Raw genomic sequence first — 21,094 nt, 5'->3', positions numbered from 1 at the left:
AGTTCGTGGTGACGAAGCGCTGCGGCGAAGGGGCTGCAAGGCAGCCCCGACACTTCAGAATCACAGTGCGCCAAACACCTTCTTGGCCAGGCTGGTGGCCGCCTGTGCAGGGTTCTGGCGGATGCTCTGCTCTTGTTTGCCGATCATCTCGAACAGGCCGTCCAGTGCCTTTTCCGTCACGTAGCTTTCAATATTGGGGTCGTTTTTTACCAGGCCCAGGCCTTTGGCCTGCGCAGCGAAGGCGTTGTATTGCTGGACCACACCCACTTGGTCGGTGGCTTGCTTGACGATGGGCAGGAACTTGGCACGGATCTGCTCGCGGCTGCTCTTGTTCAGGTACTGGGTGGCAGCGTCTTCACCGCCGCTGAGGATGCCCTTGGCGTCGGTCACGGTCATGTTCTTCACCGCGTTGACCAGAATTGCCTGCGCCTGTGGCACGGCGGCCTCGGCGGCCTTGTTCATGCTGGTTTCCAGGGCCTCGACCTGCTCGCCCTTGCCGAACATCTTCATGGCCTTGGCCGCCTTGCCCAGGTTGCCGGGCAGTTCGATGCGCACATCAGGGTTGTTGTTGAAACCGCCGGGTGCGCTGAGCTGCTTGACGGCCAACTGTGCCCCTTGGGTGAGCGCATCCTTGAGGCCGCCGGTGGCGTCTTTCTGGCTCAGGTCGGACAAAGACAGCGCCAGGGCGCTGGCCGACAGCAGCAGGCCGGCGCACAGGGTGGTTAGACGCAGTGGGGTACGCAACATAGGGGGCTTTCCTTACACAGAGAATGAATGTTCACAGCGCCGAGGTGCTCAAGCCGTCATCGCGGTGCAGTGCCACCTGGCGGATCGAAAGGCGCAGTTCGGCCGACAGCACGCGTTTGGCCACCGCTTCGGCCACGTCGCCCAGCTTGTCGTGATAGCCCAGTTTGCCTTGCCCATCGGCGCGCAGCACGCCTTGGGTGACGAGGGTCTGGATGAAATGGCGGAACAGCGTCTTGTCGAAAAACTCCGGCGCGTTCAGGCCATGCAGAATCGACAGCCGCTGGGCCATCATCACGCACAGGTCTTCCAGGGCTTCGGCGCTCAAACTGTGCTGGCCGCTGTTGAGCAGCAGCGAAGTGGCCATGTAGAAGCGCTGCAGGGTCTGGGTGATGCTGCGCGCCAGCAGGGTCAGCAAGACGAACTGTCGCGAGCTGGGCGACGGGCGTATGTACACGTCATTGTCCTGGCGTAGCAGGCCTTGCTCCACCAGCGCCGCAAGCCACTGGTCAATTGCCTCGTCCAACTGCTCAGGCGACCAGCGCAAGAACAGCTCGGCCTGCAGGTAGGGGTACAGCGCGTGCACATATTGGCCCAGCAGCTCGCGGCTCATCCGTGAGTTGCTGAGGAAGAAGCTTGCCAGCAGGGCCGGCAGGGCAAAAATATGCAGCACATTGTTGCGGTAATACGTCATCAGTACCGCGTTGCCCTCGTCCAGGTAAAGGATGCGGCCCAGTGCGTCCTTCTGCTCGGCCACCAGGTCCATGCCGCGCACGTGTTCGATCAGGGCCTGGCCATCGCCCTCGGGCAGCGTGGTATGGGGCGAGTAGGGCACTTTGCGCAGCAGTGCCAGGTACAGGTCGAGCACGCGAACCAGCGCCCGCTCGTCCAGCGCCAGGCGGCTGGTAGACAGCAGCGCCAGCGCCACCAGGTTGACCGGGTTGATGGCCGCCGCGCCGTTCAGGTGCCTAGCCACGGTTTCGCCCAGGCGGGTGGTGGTTTCGTTGAGCCAGGCCGGGCGGAACTGCGGCGCATGGTCCTGTTCACGCCAGCCGGGCTGCTGCTCATCCAGAAAACCCGCCAGCTTGATAGGTTCGCCGAAGTTGACCGATACCTGGCCGAAGCGCTGACGGAGTGCGCCGAACACCTTGAAGATGTCGAATATCGACTCTTTTTTCTTGCTGGCGCCGCGCAGTTCGCCCAGGTACGTGCGGCCCTCGAGCACGCGTTCATAGCCGATGTACACCGGGACGAACACGATCGGCGTACGGGATGACCGCAAAAAGCTGCGCAAGGTAATGGCCAGCATGCCGGTGCGGGGCTGCAGCATGCGCCCGGTGCGTGAGCGCCCGCCTTCGACGAAGTATTCCACCGGGAAGCCCTTGGTGTAGAGCGTATGCAGGTATTCGTTGAACACGGCGGTGTACAGCGGGTTGCCCTTGAACGTGCGGCGCATGAAGAACGCGCCGCCCCGGCGCAGCAGGTTGCCGACCACGGGCATGTTCAGGTTGATGCCGGCGGCGACGTGGGGCGGCGTCAGGCCGTTGCGGAACAACAGGTACGACAGCAGCAGGTAGTCGATGTGGCTGCGGTGGCAGGGCACGTAGATCACCTCATGACCCGGCGCGATGCCTTGCACCTGCTCGATATGGTTGACCTTGATGCCGTCATAGATCTTGTGCCAGAACCAGCTGAGTACCACCTCAAGGAAGCGTATGGCGGTGTAGGTGTAGTCCGAGGCGATTTCGTTGCCGTAACGCAAGGCCTGGGCTTCTGCCTTGGCTTGCGGGATGTTCTCGCGCTGGGCTTGCTCGGCGATGGCCTGGCGCACCAGGGGCGCATGCACCAGGCCTTTGACCAGGTTGCGCCGGTGCGAGATGTCCGGCCCGATGACGGCAGTGCGCAGGTTGCGAAAATGCACGCGCATCAGGCGCTGGGCCAGGCGTACGGTTCGCTCGTGGCCTTTGTTCTGCTCTACCAGTTCGCGCAGGTGGATGGGGGCGGAAAACTGCACCCGCGTCTTGCGCCCCAGAATCAGCACTGTCAGCAGCCGGCGCAGGCGCCCGGTCACGGCCCAGCTGTCGGCGAACAGCAGCTTCCACGGGCTCGACTCGCTGGCAGGTGTCTGACCCCAGAACACGCTGACGGGAATGATCTGCGCGTCCTCTTCAGGGTGCTGGCTGACTGCCGCGACCAGTCGCTCCAGCGTGGGGGGGGCGCCGCTTTTGTCATGGCGCCCGAGCCAGTCGGGTTCGGGGGTGAGGTAGAAGAACGCGGCGGGTTCATGCAGCCCGCCGACGGCCACCGGCAGTACGGGGCGTGGCAGCCCGGCCTTGGTGCATTCATGGTCCAGCACCACCAGGTCGGTCAATGCCGGAGAGGGCAGGGCATAGAACACCGGGCGGCTGCGGTCGAGCTTGAGGCTCAGGGACGACTGGTTGATGGTTTCGGAGCGCACCCACAGGTACAACAGGCGACGCAGGCCGCCGAAAATCAGGCGGCGCAGGGGGGAACGGGTCATGGGGTGTGTGCCCTGGGTGAAGGGTTCGAGGGGTATTCAGCCATTTAGTCTGCCGTATATGCGCAAGTTCAGCAAAAACCGCCGAACGGCGCCATGGTCATCAAAATTTTTTGTTCTGGGTCATAAAATCGGCCTGCCACTTGCAGGATATTCGCCCAAGCGGCGTCGACCCAGGCATGCGTTCATGGGTCGGCAAGGTGAAGTTCACAATAAAAATCCGGAGTAGTTCAGATGTCGTCTCGTGAGACTGGGAATGTAAAGTGGTTCAACGATGCCAAGGGTTACGGCTTCATTCAGCGCGAGGGGGGCGCGGATGTGTTTGTCCACTATCGGGCGATCCGCGGTGAGGGGCATCGTACCCTGGTCGAAGGGCAACGCGTGGAATACGCCTGCATCGAGGGCCAGAAAGGCTTGCAAGCCGAGGACGTGGTAGGCCTCTGAGCCACGCAATGCAGGGTTTGTGGCGCAAGCGGGCTTGCCGGTGTGACCGGCAGGCCAGGCTTCACGACAGGCGTGGTGCAGTCAGGTACGCCAGGTGATTTCTTCTTCACCGTCGGCACTGATGCGCACCCACCGGTCGGCATCTTCCTCGCCGTCTTCCTCTACCCAGCCGCCCGGTGCGCAGCGCACTTCCACGCCCAGCGCAGCGAAAGCAGCGCGGGCGCAGGCCACATCATCGGCCCACGGCGTCTGGTCGCTTTCCAGGTAAAGGCTGTTCCATTTCCCCACAGCTTTGGGTAACCAGGTGACCGGAATGTTACCGGCCTGGCATTTGAAGGTCTGGCCTTTCTGCTGCCAGTCACTGCAAGGGGCTATTGCCTGGGTCAGCCACTGGGCAAGCTGCTTGTGGTCGACGTCCGCGTCCCTCAGGTAGATCTCGATATCAGGTTGGCGCATGAAGGCTCCGGGTGTGCTCAGTCTTGGCGCACGAAATAGTCGTACCGCATGGACACTGTAACGTCGAATGGCGCGGGGTGCTCGATCACCTGCGCACGTTTGTCGGCACTGGCGCGCCAGCCGTGTGGGGTCATGGCCAACAGGTCGGCGCGGGCCTGGGGGGCAACCAGGCTCAGGCGGAACTCCAGGGTTTCGCTATGGGCATGAGCCATACCAGGGGGGACTAGGCCAAGGTGCTTGTCGTCGGCATAGGGCCGCACTTCATCGTAAAGCGCCTGGCGCAGTTCCATCAGGTGGCCGCTGGTGGGGCCGACACGCATCAGGCCACCACCGGGGCTGAGTACGCGCCTTGCTTCGGCCCAGTCCAGCGGGCTGAACACGCTGGCCACGAACTGGCAGCTTTGGTCTGCCAGCGGCACCCGGGCCATGCTGGCGACCATCCAGGTCACGGCTGGGGCACGCCGGCACGCCCGCTTTACCGCTTCACGGGAGATATCCAGGGCGTAGCCCTGGGCATCCGGCAGCGCCTGGGCAAGCTGGGCTGTGTAGTAGCCCTCGCCACAGCCGATATCCAGCCAGGCGCCGGGTTGCCGCTCGCTGGCCAGCTCCGCCAGGCGTTTGGCGACCGGCGCATAGTGGCCGGCGTCGAGGAAGTTGCGTCGGGCTTCGACCATGGCCTGGTTGTCACCCGGGTCACGGCTGTTCTTGTGCTGCACTGGCAGCAGGTTCAGGTAGCCTTGGCGGGCGCGGTCGAAGCGATGCCCGGCAGGGCATACCACGCCATTGTCCAGCTGGCTGAGCGGCGCCTGGCAGAGTGGGCAGGTGAGCATCAGGCCAGCAACCTTACCAGGGTGTGGTAATAGATCTCGGTCAGCAGGTCGAGGTCGCTGGCCAGGATTCGCTCGTCGACCTGGTGGATGGTCGCGTTGACCGGGCCGAGCTCCACCACCTGGGTGCCCATGGTGGCAATGAAACGGCCATCCGAGGTGCCGCCGCTGGTGGAGGGCACGGTGTCACGGCCGGTGACGCCCTTGATGCTGGCCGCCACGGCGTCGAGCAGCTCGCCTGGCTCAGTGAGGAACGGCAGCCCCGACAGTGCCCACTCCACCGACCAGTCCAACTGGTGCTTGTCGAGAATCGCCGCTACCCGCGCTTGCAGGCCTTCTACCGTGGATTCGGTGGAAAAACGGAAGTTGAACAGGGCGTGGAGTTCGCCCGGCACCACGTTGGTGGCACCAGTGCCGGAATTGAGGTTGGAGATCTGGAAGCTGGTGGGCGGAAAGAAGGCATTGCCCTCGTCCCAGTGCTCGGCGGCCAGCTCCGCCAGTGCCGGTGCGGCCAGGTGAATGGGGTTACGCGCCAGGTGTGGGTAGGCCACATGGCCTTGCTTGCCGCGCACGGTCAGCTTGGCACCGAGCGAGCCGCGCCGGCCGTTTTTCACCACGTCGCCCAGCAGGCGGGTGCTGGACGGCTCGCCGACGATGCACCAGTCCAGGCGCTCGTTGCGCGCCTGCAGGCGCTCGACCACCGCCTTGGTGCCGTGGTGGGCCGGGCCTTCTTCGTCGCTGGTGATCAGGAAGGCCACCTTGCCGCGGTGGTTCGGGTAGTCCTGCACGAAGCGTTCGCTGGCGATCACCATGCAGGCCAGGCTGCCCTTCATGTCGGCAGCACCCCGGCCGCAAAGCATGCCGTCAGCATCGATCAATGCATCGAACGGTTCATGCTGCCATTGCTGCACTGGCCCGGTCGGCACCACGTCGGTATGGCCAGCGAAGCACAGCACCGGGCCTTCCTGGTTGCCGTGGGTGGCCCAGAAATTGTCGACGTCTTCGATGCGCATGGGCTCAAGGTGGAAACCCACGGCGCCCAGGCGGTGCATCATCTGCGCCTGGCAATCGGCGTCAACGGGGGTGACCGAGGGGCGCCGGATCAGGTCGCAGGCCAGTTGAAGGGTAGGCGAGAGGTCGGCGTGGGCCGTCATGGGTAACTCCGGGCAAGGCAAGGCGGGGAAATCTGAGGGCCGTTATCTTATATCAAATGGTGTCAGCCTTCACTGCCCGATCGCCTCGGCCCGTCGTGACGACGAACTGCGGCGACCGGGCTGCAAAACAGCCCCCAATCTCAACCTTGCTGCGCCTGCACGGCCTTCTCCTCCGGCTTGGGCAGCGACGAGAGAAACGCCATCACCAGCGCCGCCAGATACGGCAGCGACTGCACTAACAACATCGCCACCCAGAAGCGCATGTCCGAGCTTGGCAGCCCTTGCACCAGGTAGATGCCCAAGGCTGCGCCCCACAACAGTACCATGATGAACAGCTCCTCCCGTGCCTCGGAAATGGCCACCAGCAACCCATGGCTGTCGGCGTTCTTTGGCGTGCGGAAGAACGGCATGCTGCTGGTGAAGAAGCCATACAGCACGGCCTTGGCGATGGTGTGCGACAGCGCCAGCCCGGCCAGCGCGGCGGCGAAGGCGTCCTTGAGGTCAACCCCGACTGCGCGGCGATACAGGAAGATGATCTTGCCCACCTTGAAGAAGAACAGCGCCAGCGGCGGGATGGCGAAGATCATCAGCGGCGGGTCCACCCGGTGCGGCACGATGATCATGGCCGCCGACCACAGCAGCGCGCCGACGGTGAAGAAGATGTTCATGCCATCGGCGATCCAGGGCAGCCAGCCGGCCAAAAAGTGGTAGCGCTGGCCGCGTGTCAGTTCGCTGCCCTTGCCGCGCAGCAGGGCGCCCGCGTGGTGCTTGATGATCTGGATGGCCCCATAGGCCCAGCGGAACCGCTGCTTCTTGAAGTCGATGAAGGTGTCGGGCATCAGGCCCTTGCCGTAGCTGTTGTGGGCATAGGCTGCCGAAAGGCCTTTTTCGAAGACCCGCAGGCCCAGTTCGGCGTCCTCGCAGATGCACCATTCGGCCCAGCCCAGTTCGTCCAGCACACTGCGCCGGGTCATGGTCATGGTGCCATGCTGGATGATGGCGTCCCGGTCGTTGCGGGTGACCATGCCAATGTGGAAAAAGCCTTTGTACTCGCTGTAGCACAGCTTCTTGAACGCGCTCTCGTGCTGGTCGCGGTAGTCCTGGGGTGATTGCACCACGGCAATCTTCGGGTCGGCGAAGTGCGGCACCATGTGCTTGAGCCAGTTGCGGTCCACGCAGTAGTCCGAGTCGATCACGGCAATCACTTCGGCGTCCTTGGCCGTGTGCGGAATCAGGTAGTTCAGGGCGCCGCCCTTGAAACCGGCAAGCGGTGCCACGTGGAAAAACCTGAAACGTTCGCCGAGCTTTTCACAGTGGGCCTTCAGCGGCTCCCACACAGCCGGGTCCTTGGTGTTGTTGTCGATCACCAGCACTTCGTAGTCGGGGTAGTCCAGTGCGGCAAGGGCATCGAGGGTCTGTTTGACCATCTCTGGCGGTTCGTTGTAACACGGCACATGCACCGAGACCTTGGGCCGGTAGGGGCTGTCGCCCTGCACCGGCAGGAACTCGCGGCGGCGTTTGTGGATCCACACCGCCTCGGCCAATTCGTGGGCTTCGGTAAGCAGCACGATGAATACGCCCAGCGCCCCGAGGGCCAGCAGCACGCCTACCGTCAAACTGAACCAGGTGCTGTATTGCTGGCTGTAGTCGTAGGCAATCCACACCAGCACCGACCCGCACAGGAAGGTGATGAAGGTGAGGAAAGTGCGCCCCCGCTGGCGCAAGGCAGAGCCGTCGATGAACAGCACCATCAAGGCGATCAGTGCCAGCACCACCGAGGCCACCGCCAAGGCGCGCCACTGCGGGATCGCCACCACCGGGCCCTCGAAGTTGAATTTCTGCTGGCGCTCGGCGTTAAACACGCCCCAGTAGGCGCCTACCGACCCCTCGTCACTGGCTTTCCACGGCTGGTCATAGGCCTCGATGACAAAGTAGTTGAAGCCTCGACGGTTGAGGGTGTTGACCAGGGTGCGCAGGTAGATCGCCTGGTCGGCCTGGGTGGCGTCGGCGCCACCGCGCATGCGGCCATTGCTGGGCCAACCGACCTCTGACAGCAGCAGGGGTTTGCGTGGGAACTGGTGCTTGAGCTCACGGGCCCGGTCCAGCACGAATGCCACCGAGTCCTTCATGGGCACGAATTCCCAGTACGGCAGGATGTGCGCGGCAATCAGGTCGACATGCTTGGCCAGCTGCGGGTTCTGCTTCCAGATGTGCCACTGTTCACTGGTGGTCACCGGCACTTTAACGGCAGCGCGCACCCGGTCCAGGTACTTGATCAGGTTTTCCGGGGTGACCTCTTCGCGGAACAACGCCTCGTTGCCGACCACCACACGCACGACGCTGCGCGAGGTATTGGCCAGCTCAATGGCGGTGGCGATTTCCCGCTCGTTGCGCTCCAGGTCAGGGCTGATCCAGATGCCCAAGGTGACCCGCAGGCCAAACTCCTCGGCCAGCTTCGGAATATCGGCCTGGGTGCCTTCCACCGTGTAGATACGAATGCTGTCGGTTAGCTTGCTCAACTGCTCCAGGTCCTGGCGCATCTCGTTGTCGTCGGGGTACTGGCCTTTCTGCGGGCTCTCCCCCAGGCGGAACGGCGAGTAGGAGAAACCGGAGATCTGCTCAGGCCACGCAGGCGCCGAAACAGGGCGGTTGATCAGCGCCCAGAAGCCGGTGAACAACGCGGCGATGGCCAGGACCACAACCAGGTTCAGGCCGAATTTACGTGAAGACATTGTCGTCCATATGTGTCGAGGTGATAGGACATTAAAGCAGGGTTGATAGGATCTTTCCTAACGGTGCAGGCTGAGGGCAGGCTCGCTTATACTGCGCGCCGGTTTTTTGGGGGTTGAGCATGAGTACAGAGGATCCACGCTTCGCCGGTGTCGCCCGGTTGTATGGCGACCAGGGGTTGCAACGCCTGCAGCAGGCCCACGTGGCGGTGGTGGGGGTTGGCGGCGTAGGCTCGTGGGTGGCCGAGGCGCTGGCACGCAGTGGCGTGGGCGAGCTTACCCTGTTCGACCTGGACGATGTCTGCGTCAGCAACACCAACCGCCAGGCCCATGCCCTGGAGGGGCAGGTAGGGCGGGCCAAGGTGGACGTCATGGCCGAGCGCCTGCGCGCGATCAACCCGGCGTGCAAGGTGCATGCGGTGGCCGATTTCGTCACCCGTGACACCATGGTGGAATACATCACCGAGCACCTGGATTGCGTGATCGACTGCATCGACAGCGTGATGGCCAAGGCGGCGCTGATCGCCTGGTGTCGCCGCCGCAAGATCGCCGTGGTCACCACCGGTGGCGCGGGCGGGCAGATCGACCCAACCCAGGTGCAGATGGCCGACCTCAACAAGACCTTCAACGACCCGCTGGCCTCGCGGGTGCGCTCAACCCTGCGCCGCGATTACAACTTCTCGCGCAACGTCAGCCGCAATTACGGTGTGCCTTGTGTGTTTTCCAGCGAGCAGCTGCGTTATCCCAAAGGGGATGGCAGTGTGTGCCTGCAGAAAAGCTTCGTGGGTGAGGGCGTGCGGCTGGACTGCGCCGGTGGCTTTGGTGCGGTGATGATGGTGACAGCCACCTTCGGCATGGTGGCGGCGAGCAAGGCGGTGGAAAAGCTGGTAGCTGGCGCCCGCCGCCCCTCCGAGCGCCCAGCCCCGTAGGTGGCGATCAGCGGCCAGAGGCCAGTTCCGCCATCCGCTGCACCACCGCATGCAGCCCGTTGGTGCGCGAGGGCGACAGCTGGCGCTCCAGCCCCAGCTGGCTGAACCAGTCGCGCAGGTCGAGCGCCGCCAGGTCTGCAACCGCCAGGCCTTGCACCCGCACCAGAACCAGGGCCAGCAGGCCTCGCAACAGGCGGGCATCACTGCTGGCCTTAAACCGCCAACGCCCATCCACCTGCTCTGCCACCAGCCACACCAGGCTTTCGCACCCATGCACCCGGTTGGCTTCGGTCTTGTCGGCGGCTGTCAAAGGCTCCAGCCGGTCGCCCCATTGCATCAGCAAGCGGGCCCGCTGCTCCCAGCCCTTGCCCTGGGCAAACGTATCCAGCGCCTGCTGCGCCTGCTCCGGCAAGCTCATCGAAGCAGCTCCAGTGCCTGATCCAGCGCGCTGAAGAACCGCTGCAGATCGTCACCGTCGTTGTACATCCCCAAGGAAACACGGATGGCACCGTCCAGCCCAAGCCCGTTGAGCAGGGGCATCGCACAGTGGTGGCCGGCCCGTACGGCGATACCCTGCTCGGTCAGCAGGTGGGCGATGTCAGCGTGGTGGACGCCTTCCACCACGAAGCTGGCCAGTGCCGTGTCGGGCGCACCCACCAACCGTATGCCATCGCGCTCGGCCAGGCCGCGCAGCAGATGCTGGTGCAAGGTGGCCTCGTGGGCGCTGATCGCCGAAGCGTCCAGGCTACCCAGGTAGCCGAGGGTTGCACCAAGGCCGATCACCCCGGCGATAGGCGGCGTACCGGCTTCCAGCCCCAGCGGTGCAGGGCGGAAGCTGGCGCTTTGATAGTCGGCCACTTGCACCATTTCACCGCCGAACTGCCAATGCCTCAGCAGGGGTAGCGCTTGGCTGCGCCCGTACAGCACCCCGACGCCATCGGGGCCGTAGAGCTTGTGGCTGGAGAACACGTAGAAGTCGCACCCCAACTGCTGCACATCCCGCTGGCCATGCACCACGCCCTGGGCACCGTCCACCACCGTTATCGCGCCCTGCGCACGGGCATGGGCCAACAGTGCTGACAGCGGCTGCCAGGTGCCCAGCACGTTGGACAACTGGCTGACAGCCAGCACACGGGTGCGCGGGCCGATCAGTTGCAGTGCCTGCTCCAGGTCGATATGACCACTCGCATCCACCGGCAGTACCACCAGGCGCAGGTTGCGGCGTTGGGCCAACTGCTGCCAGGGCAGCAGGTTGGCATGATGTTCAAGGGCACTGATGGCGATTTCTTCGCCCGCCTCAAGGCGATGCGCCAGGCCATATGCCAGCAGGTTGAGCGCTGATGTCGCACCGTGCGTGAACACAATCTGGCTGGCCTGCTCGGCATTGAGCCAGGCCGCCACCTTGTTGCGGCTGGTCTCGAACGCCTGGGTTGCCAAGGCACCGGGCAGGTGCTGGGCCCGGTGCACATTGGCCGCACCGTTGCCGTAATAGTGGGCCAGGGCATCGAGTAGCGCCTGGGGCTTTTGGGCGGTTGCGGCGCTGTCCAGGTAAGTCTGGTGCTGGCGTTGCAGAGCGGCGATGGCGGGGAAATCGGCACGCCAGGGGGAGGGCTGGAGCATGTTCGCGGGGCCTGGAATGAAAATCGGGTCTGGCGCATGTGCACCAGACCCGATCTTAACACTTCAAACCTTGTCAGGTTTTCAGTTGTGCGCGTGCAGCGCCTCGTTCAGCTCGATGGCCGACTTGTGGGTCTTGCATTCCACTGCACCGTTGAGCGAGTTGCGACGGAACAGGAGGTCGGTCTGCCCGGCCAGGTCGCGGGCCTTGACCACTTTGACCAGCTCGTTGTTCTCGTCCAGCAGGTTCACCTTGGTACCTGCGGTGATGTAGAGGCCGGCTTCGACGGTGTTGCGGTCGCCGAGCGGAATGCCGATACCCGCGTTGGCGCCGATCAGGCAGCCTTCGCCTACCTTGATGACGATGTTGCCGCCACCCGACAGCGTGCCCATGGTCGAGCAACCGCCGCCCAGGTCTGAGCCCTTGCCAACGAACACCCCCGCCGAGACGCGGCCTTCGATCATGCCCGGGCCTTCGGTGCCCGCGTTAAAGTTGACGAAACCTTCGTGCATGATGGTGGTGCCTTCACCGATGTAGGCGCCCAGGCGCACTCGGGCGGTGTCGGCGATGCGCACGCCGGCAGGTACCACGTAGTCGGTCATTTTCGGGAACTTGTCTACCGAAAACACTTCCAGCAGCTCACCCTTCAGGCGCGCCTCCAGTTGCAGCTCGGCCAGCTCGGCCAGGTCGACTGCGCCCAGGTTGGTCCAAGCCACGTTCGGCAGCAGTGGGAAGATACCCGCCAGGCTCACGCCGTGGGGTTTGACCAGGCGGTGCGACAGCAGGTGCAGCTTGAGGTATGCCTCAGGCGTGGAGGCCAGGGCGGCGTCTTCGGCCAGCAGCGTGGCGACCAGCGGCTTGTGGCTCTCGGCCAGGCGGGTCAGCAGTGCCGCTTGGGCTGCGTCCACGCCCCGTACGGCTTCGGCCAGTTGTGCGGCCTGGGCATTGCTGAAGGCGATCGCCTGGTTGCCGCCTTCATAGCCCAGTACCGGGGCGATAGCTGCGACCAGTTCAGCGCTCGGGTTGAGCAGGGGTTGTGCGTAGAACACTTCCAGCCAGGCGCCCTGGCGGTTCTGGGAGCCGACACCGAAGGCCAGGCTGAACAGAGTATTGGACATGGAATTACCTCGTGCGAAATAGGGGGTGGTCAGGCCAGGGCCGCTGCGTAAAGGTCGGGCTTGAAGCCCACCAGCGTACGCGCGCCAAGGTCCAGCACCGGGCGTTTGACCATCGACGGCTGGGCCAGCATCAACTCGACGGCCTTGGCCTGGTCGAGGTCTGCCTTGCTGGCGTCATCCAGCTTGCGAAAGGTGGTGCCGGCACGGTTGAGGATGACTTCCCAGCCGTGTTCGCCACACCAGCGGTTCAGGCTGTCACGGTCGATACCTTGGGTCTTGTAGTCATGGAATTCGTAGACGATGCCCTGGTCGTCGAGCCAGGTTCGTGCTTTTTTCATGGTGTCGCAGGCTTTGATGCCGTAAAGAGTGTAAGTCATTGAATTTAAAGGGGGTGGGATTTATCCCCAAAACCTCCCCAATATCTCCCAAAAATTAGTCGCAGGATTATGCGACATCGATCCACTCAGCGCCACGGCTGTCGCGGTATAGGTCGGTCATCTTGGCCGAACGGTGACCCAGCAGTCGCTGTGCGTCTCGACCCTCTTCCTCATGCAGCCGAGCAGCCAATGATCGCTGTTCGTGAAAGGTTGGCGGGCTGGCGCCCATGTCGAGCCCAAGCTTCGCAGCGGCTCTGTCACGCGCCGCCGCGAACTCTTTGCTGATTGTGTCGAGCATGATGGGAGATCCCGCCTTTGCGCGGCTGATTGTCCGGTGGTGGTGCACCAGGTGCTTCGACAGCACTCGATCCCGGCAACGCCGTATCACTTCACCCAGGCTCAGGCTGATGCATTCCAGTGTTACGCTGGTGCTGATCCTTAGCCTGGCCCCCGTCTTCGATTGGACGACCTGCAGGAATCCGTCCACCTCATCCCTGAAAACGAATGAAGCAATGTCCTCACGGCGCTGACCGGTTATAAGAGCGAGTTCCATGGCGCGCTTGAGCCATGGCTGTGCAGCCTCCTCATATATCGCTTTCCACAGCTCTAGCGTTAGGCGCTGGCGCTTGATCTTAACTCGTGCGGCTTTGGTAGCTTCGACTGGGTTGGCTTCGACCCAGCCCCTGGCCATGGCCCCCATGAACAGGTCGCGCAGTAGGGAGCGCATAGCCCTGGCCATCTGGGCTTTACCCTCTTTAACGTAGGTCGATAGGTAATCCGCGATGTCCATGGTCGTCAGCGTGCGGATACCGCGCTCTCCGAATGCTTTCTCGACCCGGTTCAGTCGCATCCGAAGGTTGCGCATGCTCGATTCTGAAAGCTCCCGTTCCTTCAGGTCTGCCAAGTACTCGACGATCCACTCGCTGAGTTTCCGATCAGGCGCGCTCGATTCGGGCGCTAAGCGCGCTGACAAGGTAGGCGGTGCGACCTGCAGGGCCATGTTGGCGGAGACCGCCTCAGCGATCGCTTTTGCCTTGTCGCTGCCCAGGCCAAACATCCGATTGCTCACGGGGTCGCGATACGTATAGTAGGTGACCCCGTTACGCTTGTCGGTCTTTCTGTAGAGGTTGGGCGGTAGGTCCTTTGATCCAGGATTACGCGGCCTGGGCGCCATATCGTGCACTCGCAATTCGATTAACAAGGGAACTGCCCACTGGAACGCGGGGCAGCGGCTCTGGCTCCCGGTAGCAGGCATCGGCCTCAACATAGTAGCTGCGACCGTGCTTTACCGGGGCCGGGGTGATCAGGCCCTCACGGGCCCAACGGCGAAGAGTGTTGCTGCTGGGCGGCGTTCTGAAGTGATCGTGCGCCCATTCGTCGAGGGTGACTTTGCACATGTTGGTCTCCACGCCGCCGGCGGCGGCAGGTTGGTGGTCAGGCTGCTTTCTGTGAGTGCGCAGCGTCACGGCGGCGGCAGATCTGCACCTGCAGCCGATAGGCTCGGAAACGGCGGCCGTAACCTGGTGAAATCTCCGGAGCCAGGTTGGCCAAGTCCTCTTCCAGCATGCCGAAGTAATAGAGGTGCTCCCCGTCACCCACCCATTCAGGCTGGGCAGTTGCCCAGTCGCGGGCTTGCGCGCATGGAAGGCAGGTTTTGAAACTCTCCATCGAACCTTCCCAGCAGCCAGCCACCAGTTGGTATCTTTTCCCAGGCTCGATATGCCCGCGGCATTCGCAGCAGGCGTGGCGCTTCCTGGCCACGGGTTCGGTCGTGGTCTGAAAATCAGACATGGTTGCTCCTCGCCCGCGCATGTCGGCGGGCTTGAGTAGTAGGGGTAAGGGGTCAGGCGTTTGGGTAACCGCTCGAAATGCGGTCAGCGATGGATTCGAGCCTTTCGGCCATGTGCCACATGTCGTCGTTGTCGCGCCGGCTGACAACGAGCGACCTGGCGCAGTTGCGGTGCATGAGGATGCCGGCGGCAAAGCGCAGTAGAGTCGCCTCCAGCTTCCGGCGAAGGTAGCCTTTGCGCGGGATCATAGGAGGTGCGCTCCATTTTCGAGCAGCCCGTCGCGATCTTCGCGAAGCCTGTCCCGCTCCTTGACCAGCCGCTGAATGCCGCGATACAGGTACTGGGCAGTCGTTTCCCTTGGGCGCAGGTCACAGGGCTTGGCGCCTTTCAGCACGGCCTCCAACTCATGCAGGGTGAAGCGCTCGAGCATCTCGCCCGCACCCACTGCATCATCAGTGCGGCCCGGCGGATGAACAGGACATGGCCAGCGCAGCGAACCATCGCCGGAAGGGCAGGTGCACTTCTTCACTTCGATCAGGTCGGTCATGACACCACCTGCTGCGTGTTGCAAAGCACGACTTCTTCATCATCTAGGGCCCGCACAGGACCAAGACTGGCCAGGGCTTTGAGAGAAGCAGCGCGGTTTGCCTCCAGAGCCTGTCGCTCGGCCGCCATCCAAATGGTCAGGCCCGTCCCGCTTCCGCCGGTGCCGCCGTAGCTGGAGACTGATTCGGCTTCCTCCTTGGCCGACTCAAGATAGTCCTGGGTGCGGCAGTGTGGGCACAGGTATGTGCAATCCTCTGGGTCGTAGCCTTCGCCGTCCCCGGCATAGAACAGGTAGCCGCCTGGTCGGCACTCCCAGTCGCCCACCGAATAGCCGCATGCTGCAGCTTCAATGTGTTCAGTCACAGCTCATACCTCTCATCAATCCAGCGCCCAGGCGCCAGAGCGGGTGTAGGTTCGGGTTGGGTTTCGTGCGGGGAGAGCTGGCGCTCGTTGCCGGCCTGCAGCTGGCTGTCGGGGATGCAGCTGATGCCGACCCCATTCAGCAGGTAGCAGGTCACGCCGCGCTGGCTGTCGTGCTGCACGTCGATGACGTTCTCGTGTGGCTTGGGGGCCGCGTTGGCGCCGGTGGCTAGCAGCAGGAGGCAGATGGCAAGACGGGTCATGCACCCACCTTGTGGCGAACCCAAACGCAGATCGGGCCGTCCTCTGTGTCATGGATGGAGAAGATGAACCAGCCATCGCCGGCCGGCTGGCTCGGATTCCAAGTGGTGCAGTCTGCGTTGCCGTCGTGGTACCAGGCTGCTTGCAGGGTCTCAGATGCGTCGTACTCGAAATCTACCTGCTTGATCTCCAGCCCGCGCTCATCGAACCAGGAGTACGGTATTAATTCATCGTCGGAGGAAGGCCAGGCCGGGTCGGTCCAAAAGCCATTTTCATCGCGCACAACCGGTACAGGCTGGATCAGCTTGGTTTCTTCAGGCATGACGATTCCTTTGCCGCCATATCGCGGCAGTGAATAGAGGGGAGAGGGGTTACAGCGGGGTGGGGTTACTGCTTGAGCGCAAGGCCCTTCACGGCTTCGCTGTAGATGAACTTGATCTTGTCCCAGGGGATCACGTGGCGCTGGCCGTACTCACCCTCGCCATCGCAGATCTCGCATCCTTCGGCTGGCTCCTCGAGCTCCGCACACTCGGGGCATTCGCGGGTAACCTCCAGCTTGAACTCACCGAGCAGCATGGCCTTGGCGCCGTTCTCGGCGGTAAGTTGTCGTGGCATGACGCAGTAGCCTTCGGGGATCTGAACAACCGGCGCGCTCGGCTCTGCGCTGGCGGATAGCATTTCATCGATTTGCCAGGTTCCGTATCCCGCTTTCTCCAGGCATGGCTGGCACTCACGCAGCAGCGCATGCGCCTCGGCCAGCTGGGCGCGCAGGGTATTCCCCTCTGCCACAGCCTTATTTGCTCGATCAGCGTTTACGTCCCCGCGCTCGCGCAGCCGCTCAACCTCGGCAGGGTCGGCGTGGGTGAAGAGCGGCCCCAGCTTGGTGATTTCGTCGAGGCAGGCGTTCCAGCCTTTGTCACTCTCAGAAAGGAATGAGGGATCTAGGTGATGCATCTTGCGCTTAGGCAACGCCAACGGCTCGCCCTGCTGCGACTCGGCTGGCGCGGCTGCTGCCATCGGTCCCAGACCAACAATCGGCAGCCCCGTCTCCGCCGCATCCCTCTCTGCCTCTTCTTTGGTCCACCAGAAGGCAGTGCCAACCATCCAGGCTATAGGGTCGGGCTGGTGCACAGCTGCTGCGCGCTTGTTCCACTCTTTCACTGCCTGGTCATGGCCCGGCTGGTCTTCGCATGCGTGCTGCTGAACTCCGACTGGGCCGCGAGCAAGGCAGGCTGAGTGCTCGTCAATTCGGCCCTGGCAGATGACGACTGAGGCATCGCTGTCGAGCTGCTCAACGAAGGCATCTTGCTGACCGCAGTGCGGACACGGGCTCAGTTGAGCGGCCATCTCTGTGTTGCTGGATCGGTTTTCTGTGGGCATGGGATCGTCTGTCCATTCAAGATGGGGTAGCCGTACGGCTACCCCTGTGTTGGAGGGTTACGCGAAGTGCCAGAAGCCGTAGTAGTGGGCGATGGTTGCAAGGATGACGGCAAGGAGGAACCCTGCGCCAAGTGAGCTATTGATTTCCTGCTCGTGGTACTCCTTGCAGCGTTTACAGATTTTGCTAGGCATAGCTATTCCTCTATTGGGTCATGGAATCAGGTAATGACTCACATGCATTGATAGTGGGAAGCGGATGCCCCCTATTCTGGCTGTCTCAGACTGCCGTTCGTCGGGTCTATTTTTTAGGCGGCTATTGATGTGGCAGCGCGCCATGGATCGTTTGCCCGGGCAAGGGCCGCCATAGGCGGCGGGCTGACGCTGTTGCCGCACATGTGCACCTGCTCGGTCTTGGTGAACGGCTTGCCGTCGGCGCCCTTGTCGATGATGTAGCTGGAGGGAAAGCCCTGGGCGCGGTAGAGCTCGTGCGGCTGCAGCATGCGCAGGCAGATGTCGACGATCACGTACGGGGTGCCTTTGAAGTACACGGTGACCAGGCCCAGGCGATCCTTGGTGGTTACTGTAGGTGCCGGTGAGTCGCAGCCGCTGATGTTCTCGGCGCCGTAGTAGCTGATGAGGAAAGCGGCGACGCGCAGGGCGCCCTCTTCATGCTCTGCAGACAGCTTGTACTCGACCAGGGCGTGGTGCTCGGCGCCGGCAGTCATGGTTGGAACTGGCTCATCCACTGCGCGGCCCACGCAATTACGACGCAGCGTGGCCAGGTTGGCCGTCACCATGCGCTGCTGGCTGCCGGTGTTTGTGACCGTGCTCATGGGGTCATCCATGCTGCGGCCTGGCGTCATGTTGAACCCGCCGTTTGCCTGCTCAATAAAGGCCGTCACCAGTGCGCGATGGCTGCGGGTCATCAAGGTACCCATGGGCTGGGCAGCACTTACAGGACGGCCTGCATACACCGGCCCGCCGGCCCCGACCATTATCGGGCTTGCCATCATCAGCTCGCCTCGGTTGGCGGCTGTGACTGTGGGCAGCGGCTCGCTGGGGTCGTTCACTCGGTCGGCGCCCTGATGCGTGGCCGGCAGGATCACCGCGCTCGACAGCGCATGCTTCACGCCGCCTGCCACGACGGTGCCAAGCGGCTGATCCAGACCAGGCACGCGGGGCTGCTGACCGGCGCGCTCGCCATATCCGGTCTGCACCAGGGTAGGGCTGGCCATGGCAAAGGAGCCACCGCGCGGCCATGAGGTCACAGTGCGCAGCGGCTCGTCGGCAGACTGGGCCAGCTCGCCCGACCAGTTAGCGATCGGGACGATGAATGGCTGCGGGTTGTCCAGCACGAACTTCTTCATGCCCTTGGCCACCCGGCGCAGCGTTGCGGCTGCCAGCTCTTTCTTGCGGCCGAAAATGCTCTTGCTCGGCACGCTCCAGTCGATGCAGTCGGCGGCGGTGCGCCACTTCTGCTGCCCCTTGGCGGGGTTCTTGGCATGGGTCGGCTCTGGCCACACGATGGGCTGGCCATCGCAGCGAGCAATCATGAACAGGCGCTCCCTGCTGGTTGGCGCCCCAAAGTCGCAGGCCTTGATGATCCGCCATTCCACCTGGTAGCCCATGCCTTCGAGCAGATGCACGAACCGGCGCCAGGTGATGCCGCGGCGTTTCGGATCGGGTACCAGGAACTGCTGCTGCACTGGCACGCGCTCGCCAGCTGTGGCCACGGTGCCGTCCAGCTTCATCACCCGGCCGGTAGCCTTGTCGCGCTTGGCGATCAGCGGCCCCCACTGCAGGATCTGCTTCACGTTCTCAAGGCTGATCACCCGGGGCTTCTTCTTGCCGCCCCACTTGAGGCCGATCCACGACAGGTTGCGGATCTCGCGCTTGCGCGGCTGTCCGCCGGCGGCCTGGCTGTGGTGTGTGCAGTCGGGGCTCATGTGGAACCAGCCCACGGCCCGGCCCTGGCATTCTTCGTCAGGGTCACCCTCGAACACGTCGGTGGTGAAGTGGCGGGCCGCCGGGTGGTTGGCGGTATGCATGCTGATGGCCGCGGGGCTGTGGTTCTTGGCGACCGTCACTGGTCGGCCCAGACCCATCTCCAGCCCGGTACCGGCGCCGCCGCCCCCGCAGAAAAAGTCAACCACTAACTCGTCATCCTGAGGGAAAAATCCGAGTCTGTACTGAGTTTTGAAATCCAAGGTACTTTTTTTCTGAAATTCAGGCATGGGCGATCCTCGCCGGGGTGGCGTAAATAGTCGAAAAGAATCAAGGTAATTAGCCCGGCATGGAGCCGGAGAGGACTGAAAGATGACACTGAATGCGAAAGTTGAGGCTCTACAGCACTTGGTCGTAGCCCTTCTGGAAGAAGGCAAGAAACGACATGGAACACTCCCAGAGTGGGCGCTTGATCGAGCTGAACGATCGATCATGGGAAGCAGCGGGCCCCAAAGTGCAGAATATAAAGCGGAGGCGGTGAGAGAGCTCGATCAGTTGAGAGCCCTTATACGCTGAAGGTGCACATTGAACGCCTCCTCTCGCCGGGGAGGCGTTATCGTTGAATAGGGGAAGGCGCTGGAGGGCAGCGCCGAGTGATATGCTTCGACGTTTACCAAACAAGGAGAGTGGTAATGGCATGGAAGACAAAGCTGATAGCGTTTAGGCAGAAGTTAACCCGCCGGCAGCGCCTTGTTGTGGGTGGCGCCGCTTTTGTGAGTGCCCAGGTATGGGCTTTCTCATACCCAAGCCAGCCCTGGCTTTACCTTCTGATCCTCGGGGTCATCGTCTTCATCAGTGCCTGGTCGCCTGAGACATACCGTAAGGGCTGAGGCTGGCGGTCTGAGTGGGGTCAGGCCCGGCGAACCTTGAAGCCGAACATGCATTCGATGTCGTGATACTCGCAGCGCTCATAGGCCTTGTACTTGGCCTGCGAGGGCGTGCTGGCGAAAACATCTACTATGGTGCGGTTGGTGATGTCCCACCAGTCCCAGCCAGCGACCAGCACCTGGTAGCGCTTAAGCGGCAGCTTCTCGGCCATCTCGCCGTACTGCATTTCCCAGGTGGGGTGGTAGTTGCGGAGGCGCTTCTTCGGGTCGCTGTCGAGGATGACGCCGATGTAGTGGCCACGGTCGGCCATTATTACGCCTGGCTCGCCGTTGGCTATCACCCGGCGCCCGATCTCAGCCGGCACATCGTAGTGGCGGCGGACGTAGTCGCAGTTGTGGTTGTGGTTGCTCATGTTCCACTCCTCGATCAGGCGGCTTTGCGCGCGCTGAGCACTCGCTGGCGGGCGTCCTCGTACTCGCTGCTGACGATCTCAACCAGTCCGTCGACATCGCCGTCAGCCGCCTTGCTGCCCAGGTTCAGGTACACGGTATCGCCGTAGCTGAAGCACACCCCGCCACTGAGCCAGATGCCGCCGCGCTCGACGCCGATGGCTTCCCACATTTCGTCCCGGTCGATAGCGTCCGGGCAATGTGCCTTCCAAAGTTCTTCCAGGCGCTGGTGCTCGGCCTTCTCGGCTGCACGGACCTCTTTGTCAGTACCCTTGGCGTGCTTGGCCGCCAGGCGCAACGAGCGGTAGCCGTATTCATCAGGGCGGCACCAGTGCACGTCCAGGTCGCGGCTGGCGCTGAGCTTGATGCCTCCCACGTAGTTTCGGGATCCGCTGTACATTGGTGAGGCATCGGCGCCGAATGCTTGGCCAAGCTTCTCGCGCTGGGCGTTCCAGGCCGCTTTCTTCTCGTCCCAGGCGCGCACGGCGGCCAGGACTTTCGGCGATTCGGTCTTGTAGAAGTAGCTCATGGCTTTCTCCATGCATGCGCCGCCCTCCGTGGC

The 21,094-nt window shown here is 63.0% G+C and carries 24 protein-coding genes; 2 read left to right on the top strand and 22 right to left on the bottom strand.

Features of this window, described 5'->3' with window-relative positions:
* Positions 1–60: 60 nt before the first annotated feature.
* Entirely contained in the window at positions 61–747 is a 687-nt protein-coding gene (locus tag PPA02S_RS09065) for a DUF4197 domain-containing protein (protein ID WP_028634904.1), read from the bottom strand.
* A gap of 31 nt (positions 748–778) precedes the next feature.
* Positions 779–3,265: a glycerol-3-phosphate 1-O-acyltransferase PlsB gene (gene plsB, locus PPA02S_RS09060; protein WP_028634905.1), complete on the bottom strand. Its 2,487-nt coding sequence runs from the start codon at positions 3,263–3,265 to the stop codon at positions 779–781.
* 231 nt (positions 3,266–3,496) lie between these two features.
* On the opposite strand from plsB, the gene PPA02S_RS09055 reads away from it, so the two are divergent.
* Positions 3,497–3,706, top strand: a complete 210-nt coding sequence (locus PPA02S_RS09055; protein WP_028634906.1) for a cold-shock protein — start codon at positions 3,497–3,499, stop codon at positions 3,704–3,706.
* 81 nt (positions 3,707–3,787) lie between these two features.
* On the opposite strand, the gene PPA02S_RS09050 is transcribed toward PPA02S_RS09055, so the two are convergent.
* The 4 genes from PPA02S_RS09050 to PPA02S_RS09035 form a co-directional block, all read right to left on the bottom strand.
* The gene (locus tag PPA02S_RS09050; protein WP_028634907.1) at positions 3,788–4,162 is read right to left on the bottom strand and encodes a hypothetical protein; all 375 of its coding nucleotides are present in this window, start codon (positions 4,160–4,162) and stop codon (positions 3,788–3,790) included.
* A 17-nt stretch (positions 4,163–4,179) separates the two neighbouring features.
* Positions 4,180–4,992, bottom strand: a complete 813-nt coding sequence (locus tag PPA02S_RS09045; RefSeq protein WP_028634908.1) for a putative RNA methyltransferase — start codon at positions 4,990–4,992, stop codon at positions 4,180–4,182.
* Complete coding sequence (dapE, locus tag PPA02S_RS09040; RefSeq protein WP_028634909.1) at positions 4,992–6,143, bottom strand: succinyl-diaminopimelate desuccinylase; 1,152 nt, start codon at positions 6,141–6,143, stop codon at positions 4,992–4,994. Before dapE ends, PPA02S_RS09045 begins: the two co-directional genes overlap by 1 nt.
* 140 nt (positions 6,144–6,283) lie before the next feature.
* Positions 6,284–8,875, bottom strand: a complete 2,592-nt coding sequence (locus PPA02S_RS09035) for a glycosyltransferase (RefSeq protein ID WP_028634910.1) — start codon at positions 8,873–8,875, stop codon at positions 6,284–6,286.
* A 119-nt stretch (positions 8,876–8,994) separates the two neighbouring features.
* Here PPA02S_RS09035 and tcdA point away from each other — a divergent pair, with 119 nt between their 5' ends.
* Positions 8,995–9,801: a tRNA cyclic N6-threonylcarbamoyladenosine(37) synthase TcdA gene (gene tcdA / locus PPA02S_RS09030; protein ID WP_033728175.1), complete on the top strand. Its 807-nt coding sequence runs from the start codon at positions 8,995–8,997 to the stop codon at positions 9,799–9,801.
* A 7-nt stretch (positions 9,802–9,808) separates the two neighbouring features.
* Here the strand turns inward: tcdA and PPA02S_RS09025 are convergent, their stop codons facing one another.
* The 16 genes from PPA02S_RS09025 to PPA02S_RS08950 all read right to left on the bottom strand — a co-directional run bounded on the left by PPA02S_RS09025 (position 9,809) and on the right by PPA02S_RS08950 (position 21,061).
* A complete protein-coding gene (locus PPA02S_RS09025; protein WP_028634912.1) occupies positions 9,809–10,219 on the bottom strand; it encodes a SufE family protein in 411 nt (136 codons plus the stop codon).
* The gene (locus tag PPA02S_RS09020) at positions 10,216–11,421 is read right to left on the bottom strand and encodes a cysteine desulfurase (protein WP_028634913.1); all 1,206 of its coding nucleotides are present in this window, start codon (positions 11,419–11,421) and stop codon (positions 10,216–10,218) included. The genes PPA02S_RS09025 and PPA02S_RS09020 overlap by 4 nt, the downstream gene beginning before the upstream one ends.
* An 81-nt stretch (positions 11,422–11,502) precedes the next feature.
* The gene (gene dapD, locus PPA02S_RS09015; protein ID WP_028634914.1) at positions 11,503–12,537 is read right to left on the bottom strand and encodes a 2,3,4,5-tetrahydropyridine-2,6-dicarboxylate N-succinyltransferase; all 1,035 of its coding nucleotides are present in this window, start codon (positions 12,535–12,537) and stop codon (positions 11,503–11,505) included.
* 29 nt (positions 12,538–12,566) lie between these two features.
* Positions 12,567–12,914 (bottom strand): ArsC family reductase, encoded by a 348-nt coding sequence (locus PPA02S_RS09010; protein WP_028634915.1) that lies wholly within the window; start codon positions 12,912–12,914, stop codon positions 12,567–12,569.
* Positions 12,915–12,981: 67 nt separating this feature from the next.
* Entirely contained in the window at positions 12,982–14,088 is a 1,107-nt protein-coding gene (locus tag PPA02S_RS09005) for a phage integrase Arm DNA-binding domain-containing protein (protein ID WP_028634916.1), read from the bottom strand.
* Entirely contained in the window at positions 14,069–14,311 is a 243-nt protein-coding gene (locus PPA02S_RS22575; RefSeq protein ID WP_080667897.1) for an excisionase, read from the bottom strand. The genes PPA02S_RS09005 and PPA02S_RS22575 overlap by 20 nt, the downstream gene beginning before the upstream one ends.
* Positions 14,312–14,348: 37 nt before the next feature.
* Positions 14,349–14,705, bottom strand: a complete 357-nt coding sequence (locus PPA02S_RS09000; RefSeq protein ID WP_028634917.1) for a hypothetical protein — start codon at positions 14,703–14,705, stop codon at positions 14,349–14,351.
* 52 nt (positions 14,706–14,757) lie between these two features.
* Positions 14,758–14,952, bottom strand: a complete 195-nt coding sequence (locus PPA02S_RS08995) for a hypothetical protein (RefSeq protein WP_028634918.1) — start codon at positions 14,950–14,952, stop codon at positions 14,758–14,760.
* Positions 14,949–15,251: a hypothetical protein gene (locus PPA02S_RS08990; RefSeq protein WP_028634919.1), complete on the bottom strand. Its 303-nt coding sequence runs from the start codon at positions 15,249–15,251 to the stop codon at positions 14,949–14,951. The genes PPA02S_RS08995 and PPA02S_RS08990 overlap by 4 nt, the downstream gene beginning before the upstream one ends.
* Positions 15,248–15,613, bottom strand: coding sequence for a hypothetical protein (locus PPA02S_RS08985; protein ID WP_052364735.1), 366 nt, complete (start codon positions 15,611–15,613; stop codon positions 15,248–15,250). Before PPA02S_RS08985 ends, PPA02S_RS08990 begins: the two co-directional genes overlap by 4 nt.
* A complete protein-coding gene (locus PPA02S_RS08980; protein WP_028634921.1) occupies positions 15,610–15,873 on the bottom strand; it encodes a hypothetical protein in 264 nt (87 codons plus the stop codon). Before PPA02S_RS08980 ends, PPA02S_RS08985 begins: the two co-directional genes overlap by 4 nt.
* Positions 15,870–16,193, bottom strand: a complete 324-nt coding sequence (locus tag PPA02S_RS08975) for a hypothetical protein (RefSeq protein WP_028634922.1) — start codon at positions 16,191–16,193, stop codon at positions 15,870–15,872. Before PPA02S_RS08975 ends, PPA02S_RS08980 begins: the two co-directional genes overlap by 4 nt.
* Before the next feature lie 65 nt (positions 16,194–16,258).
* Positions 16,259–17,251: a Lar family restriction alleviation protein gene (locus PPA02S_RS08970; RefSeq protein ID WP_154660096.1), complete on the bottom strand. Its 993-nt coding sequence runs from the start codon at positions 17,249–17,251 to the stop codon at positions 16,259–16,261.
* Between the two features lie 305 nt (positions 17,252–17,556).
* A complete protein-coding gene (locus PPA02S_RS08965) occupies positions 17,557–19,485 on the bottom strand; it encodes a DNA cytosine methyltransferase (protein WP_028634923.1) in 1,929 nt (642 codons plus the stop codon).
* A 620-nt stretch (positions 19,486–20,105) separates the two neighbouring features.
* Positions 20,106–20,495, bottom strand: coding sequence for a hypothetical protein (locus PPA02S_RS08955; protein ID WP_028634925.1), 390 nt, complete (start codon positions 20,493–20,495; stop codon positions 20,106–20,108).
* A gap of 14 nt (positions 20,496–20,509) precedes the next feature.
* A complete protein-coding gene (locus PPA02S_RS08950) occupies positions 20,510–21,061 on the bottom strand; it encodes a Mu-Gp12 family protein (RefSeq protein ID WP_028634926.1) in 552 nt (183 codons plus the stop codon).
* Positions 21,062–21,094: the final 33 nt, after the last annotated feature.

This window comes from Pseudomonas parafulva NBRC 16636 = DSM 17004, from assembly GCF_000730645.1.
Taxonomy (GTDB): domain Bacteria; phylum Pseudomonadota; class Gammaproteobacteria; order Pseudomonadales; family Pseudomonadaceae; genus Aquipseudomonas; species Aquipseudomonas parafulva.
This window is presented reverse-complemented; position numbering and strand designations above follow the sequence as displayed.

Excerpts from the sequence above, each read along its gene's own strand:
- PPA02S_RS08975 (WP_028634922.1), bottom strand. The coding sequence starts at position 16,193 with ATGCCTGAAGAAACCAAGCTGATCCAGCCTGTACCGGTTGTGCGCGAT.
- PPA02S_RS08990 (WP_028634919.1), bottom strand. The coding sequence starts at position 15,251 with ATGACCGACCTGATCGAAGTGAAGAAGTGCACCTGCCCTTCCGGCGAT.
- PPA02S_RS09035 (WP_028634910.1), bottom strand. The coding sequence starts at position 8,875 with ATGTCTTCACGTAAATTCGGCCTGAACCTGGTTGTGGTCCTGGCCATC.
- PPA02S_RS22575 (WP_080667897.1), bottom strand. The coding sequence starts at position 14,311 with ATGTGCAAAGTCACCCTCGACGAATGGGCGCACGATCACTTCAGAACG.
- PPA02S_RS09000 (WP_028634917.1), bottom strand. The coding sequence starts at position 14,705 with ATGTCTGATTTTCAGACCACGACCGAACCCGTGGCCAGGAAGCGCCAC.
- plsB (WP_028634905.1), bottom strand. The coding sequence starts at position 3,265 with ATGACCCGTTCCCCCCTGCGCCGCCTGATTTTCGGCGGCCTGCGTCGC.
- dapE (WP_028634909.1), bottom strand. The coding sequence starts at position 6,143 with ATGACGGCCCACGCCGACCTCTCGCCTACCCTTCAACTGGCCTGCGAC.
- dapD (WP_028634914.1), bottom strand. The coding sequence starts at position 12,537 with ATGTCCAATACTCTGTTCAGCCTGGCCTTCGGTGTCGGCTCCCAGAAC.
- tcdA (WP_033728175.1), top strand. The coding sequence starts at position 8,995 with ATGAGTACAGAGGATCCACGCTTCGCCGGTGTCGCCCGGTTGTATGGC.
- PPA02S_RS09055 (WP_028634906.1), top strand. The coding sequence starts at position 3,497 with ATGTCGTCTCGTGAGACTGGGAATGTAAAGTGGTTCAACGATGCCAAG.
- PPA02S_RS09045 (WP_028634908.1), bottom strand. The coding sequence starts at position 4,992 with ATGCTCACCTGCCCACTCTGCCAGGCGCCGCTCAGCCAGCTGGACAAT.
- PPA02S_RS08950 (WP_028634926.1), bottom strand. The coding sequence starts at position 21,061 with ATGAGCTACTTCTACAAGACCGAATCGCCGAAAGTCCTGGCCGCCGTG.
- PPA02S_RS08965 (WP_028634923.1), bottom strand. The coding sequence starts at position 19,485 with ATGCCTGAATTTCAGAAAAAAAGTACCTTGGATTTCAAAACTCAGTAC.
- PPA02S_RS09050 (WP_028634907.1), bottom strand. The coding sequence starts at position 4,162 with ATGCGCCAACCTGATATCGAGATCTACCTGAGGGACGCGGACGTCGAC.
- PPA02S_RS08980 (WP_028634921.1), bottom strand. The coding sequence starts at position 15,873 with ATGACCCGTCTTGCCATCTGCCTCCTGCTGCTAGCCACCGGCGCCAAC.
- PPA02S_RS08970 (WP_154660096.1), bottom strand. The coding sequence starts at position 17,251 with ATGCCCACAGAAAACCGATCCAGCAACACAGAGATGGCCGCTCAACTG.
- PPA02S_RS08995 (WP_028634918.1), bottom strand. The coding sequence starts at position 14,952 with ATGATCCCGCGCAAAGGCTACCTTCGCCGGAAGCTGGAGGCGACTCTA.
- PPA02S_RS09010 (WP_028634915.1), bottom strand. The coding sequence starts at position 12,914 with ATGACTTACACTCTTTACGGCATCAAAGCCTGCGACACCATGAAAAAA.
- PPA02S_RS09005 (WP_028634916.1), bottom strand. The coding sequence starts at position 14,088 with ATGGCGCCCAGGCCGCGTAATCCTGGATCAAAGGACCTACCGCCCAAC.
- PPA02S_RS09020 (WP_028634913.1), bottom strand. The coding sequence starts at position 11,421 with ATGCTCCAGCCCTCCCCCTGGCGTGCCGATTTCCCCGCCATCGCCGCT.
- PPA02S_RS09025 (WP_028634912.1), bottom strand. The coding sequence starts at position 10,219 with ATGAGCTTGCCGGAGCAGGCGCAGCAGGCGCTGGATACGTTTGCCCAG.
- PPA02S_RS08955 (WP_028634925.1), bottom strand. The coding sequence starts at position 20,495 with ATGAGCAACCACAACCACAACTGCGACTACGTCCGCCGCCACTACGAT.
- PPA02S_RS09065 (WP_028634904.1), bottom strand. The coding sequence starts at position 747 with ATGTTGCGTACCCCACTGCGTCTAACCACCCTGTGCGCCGGCCTGCTG.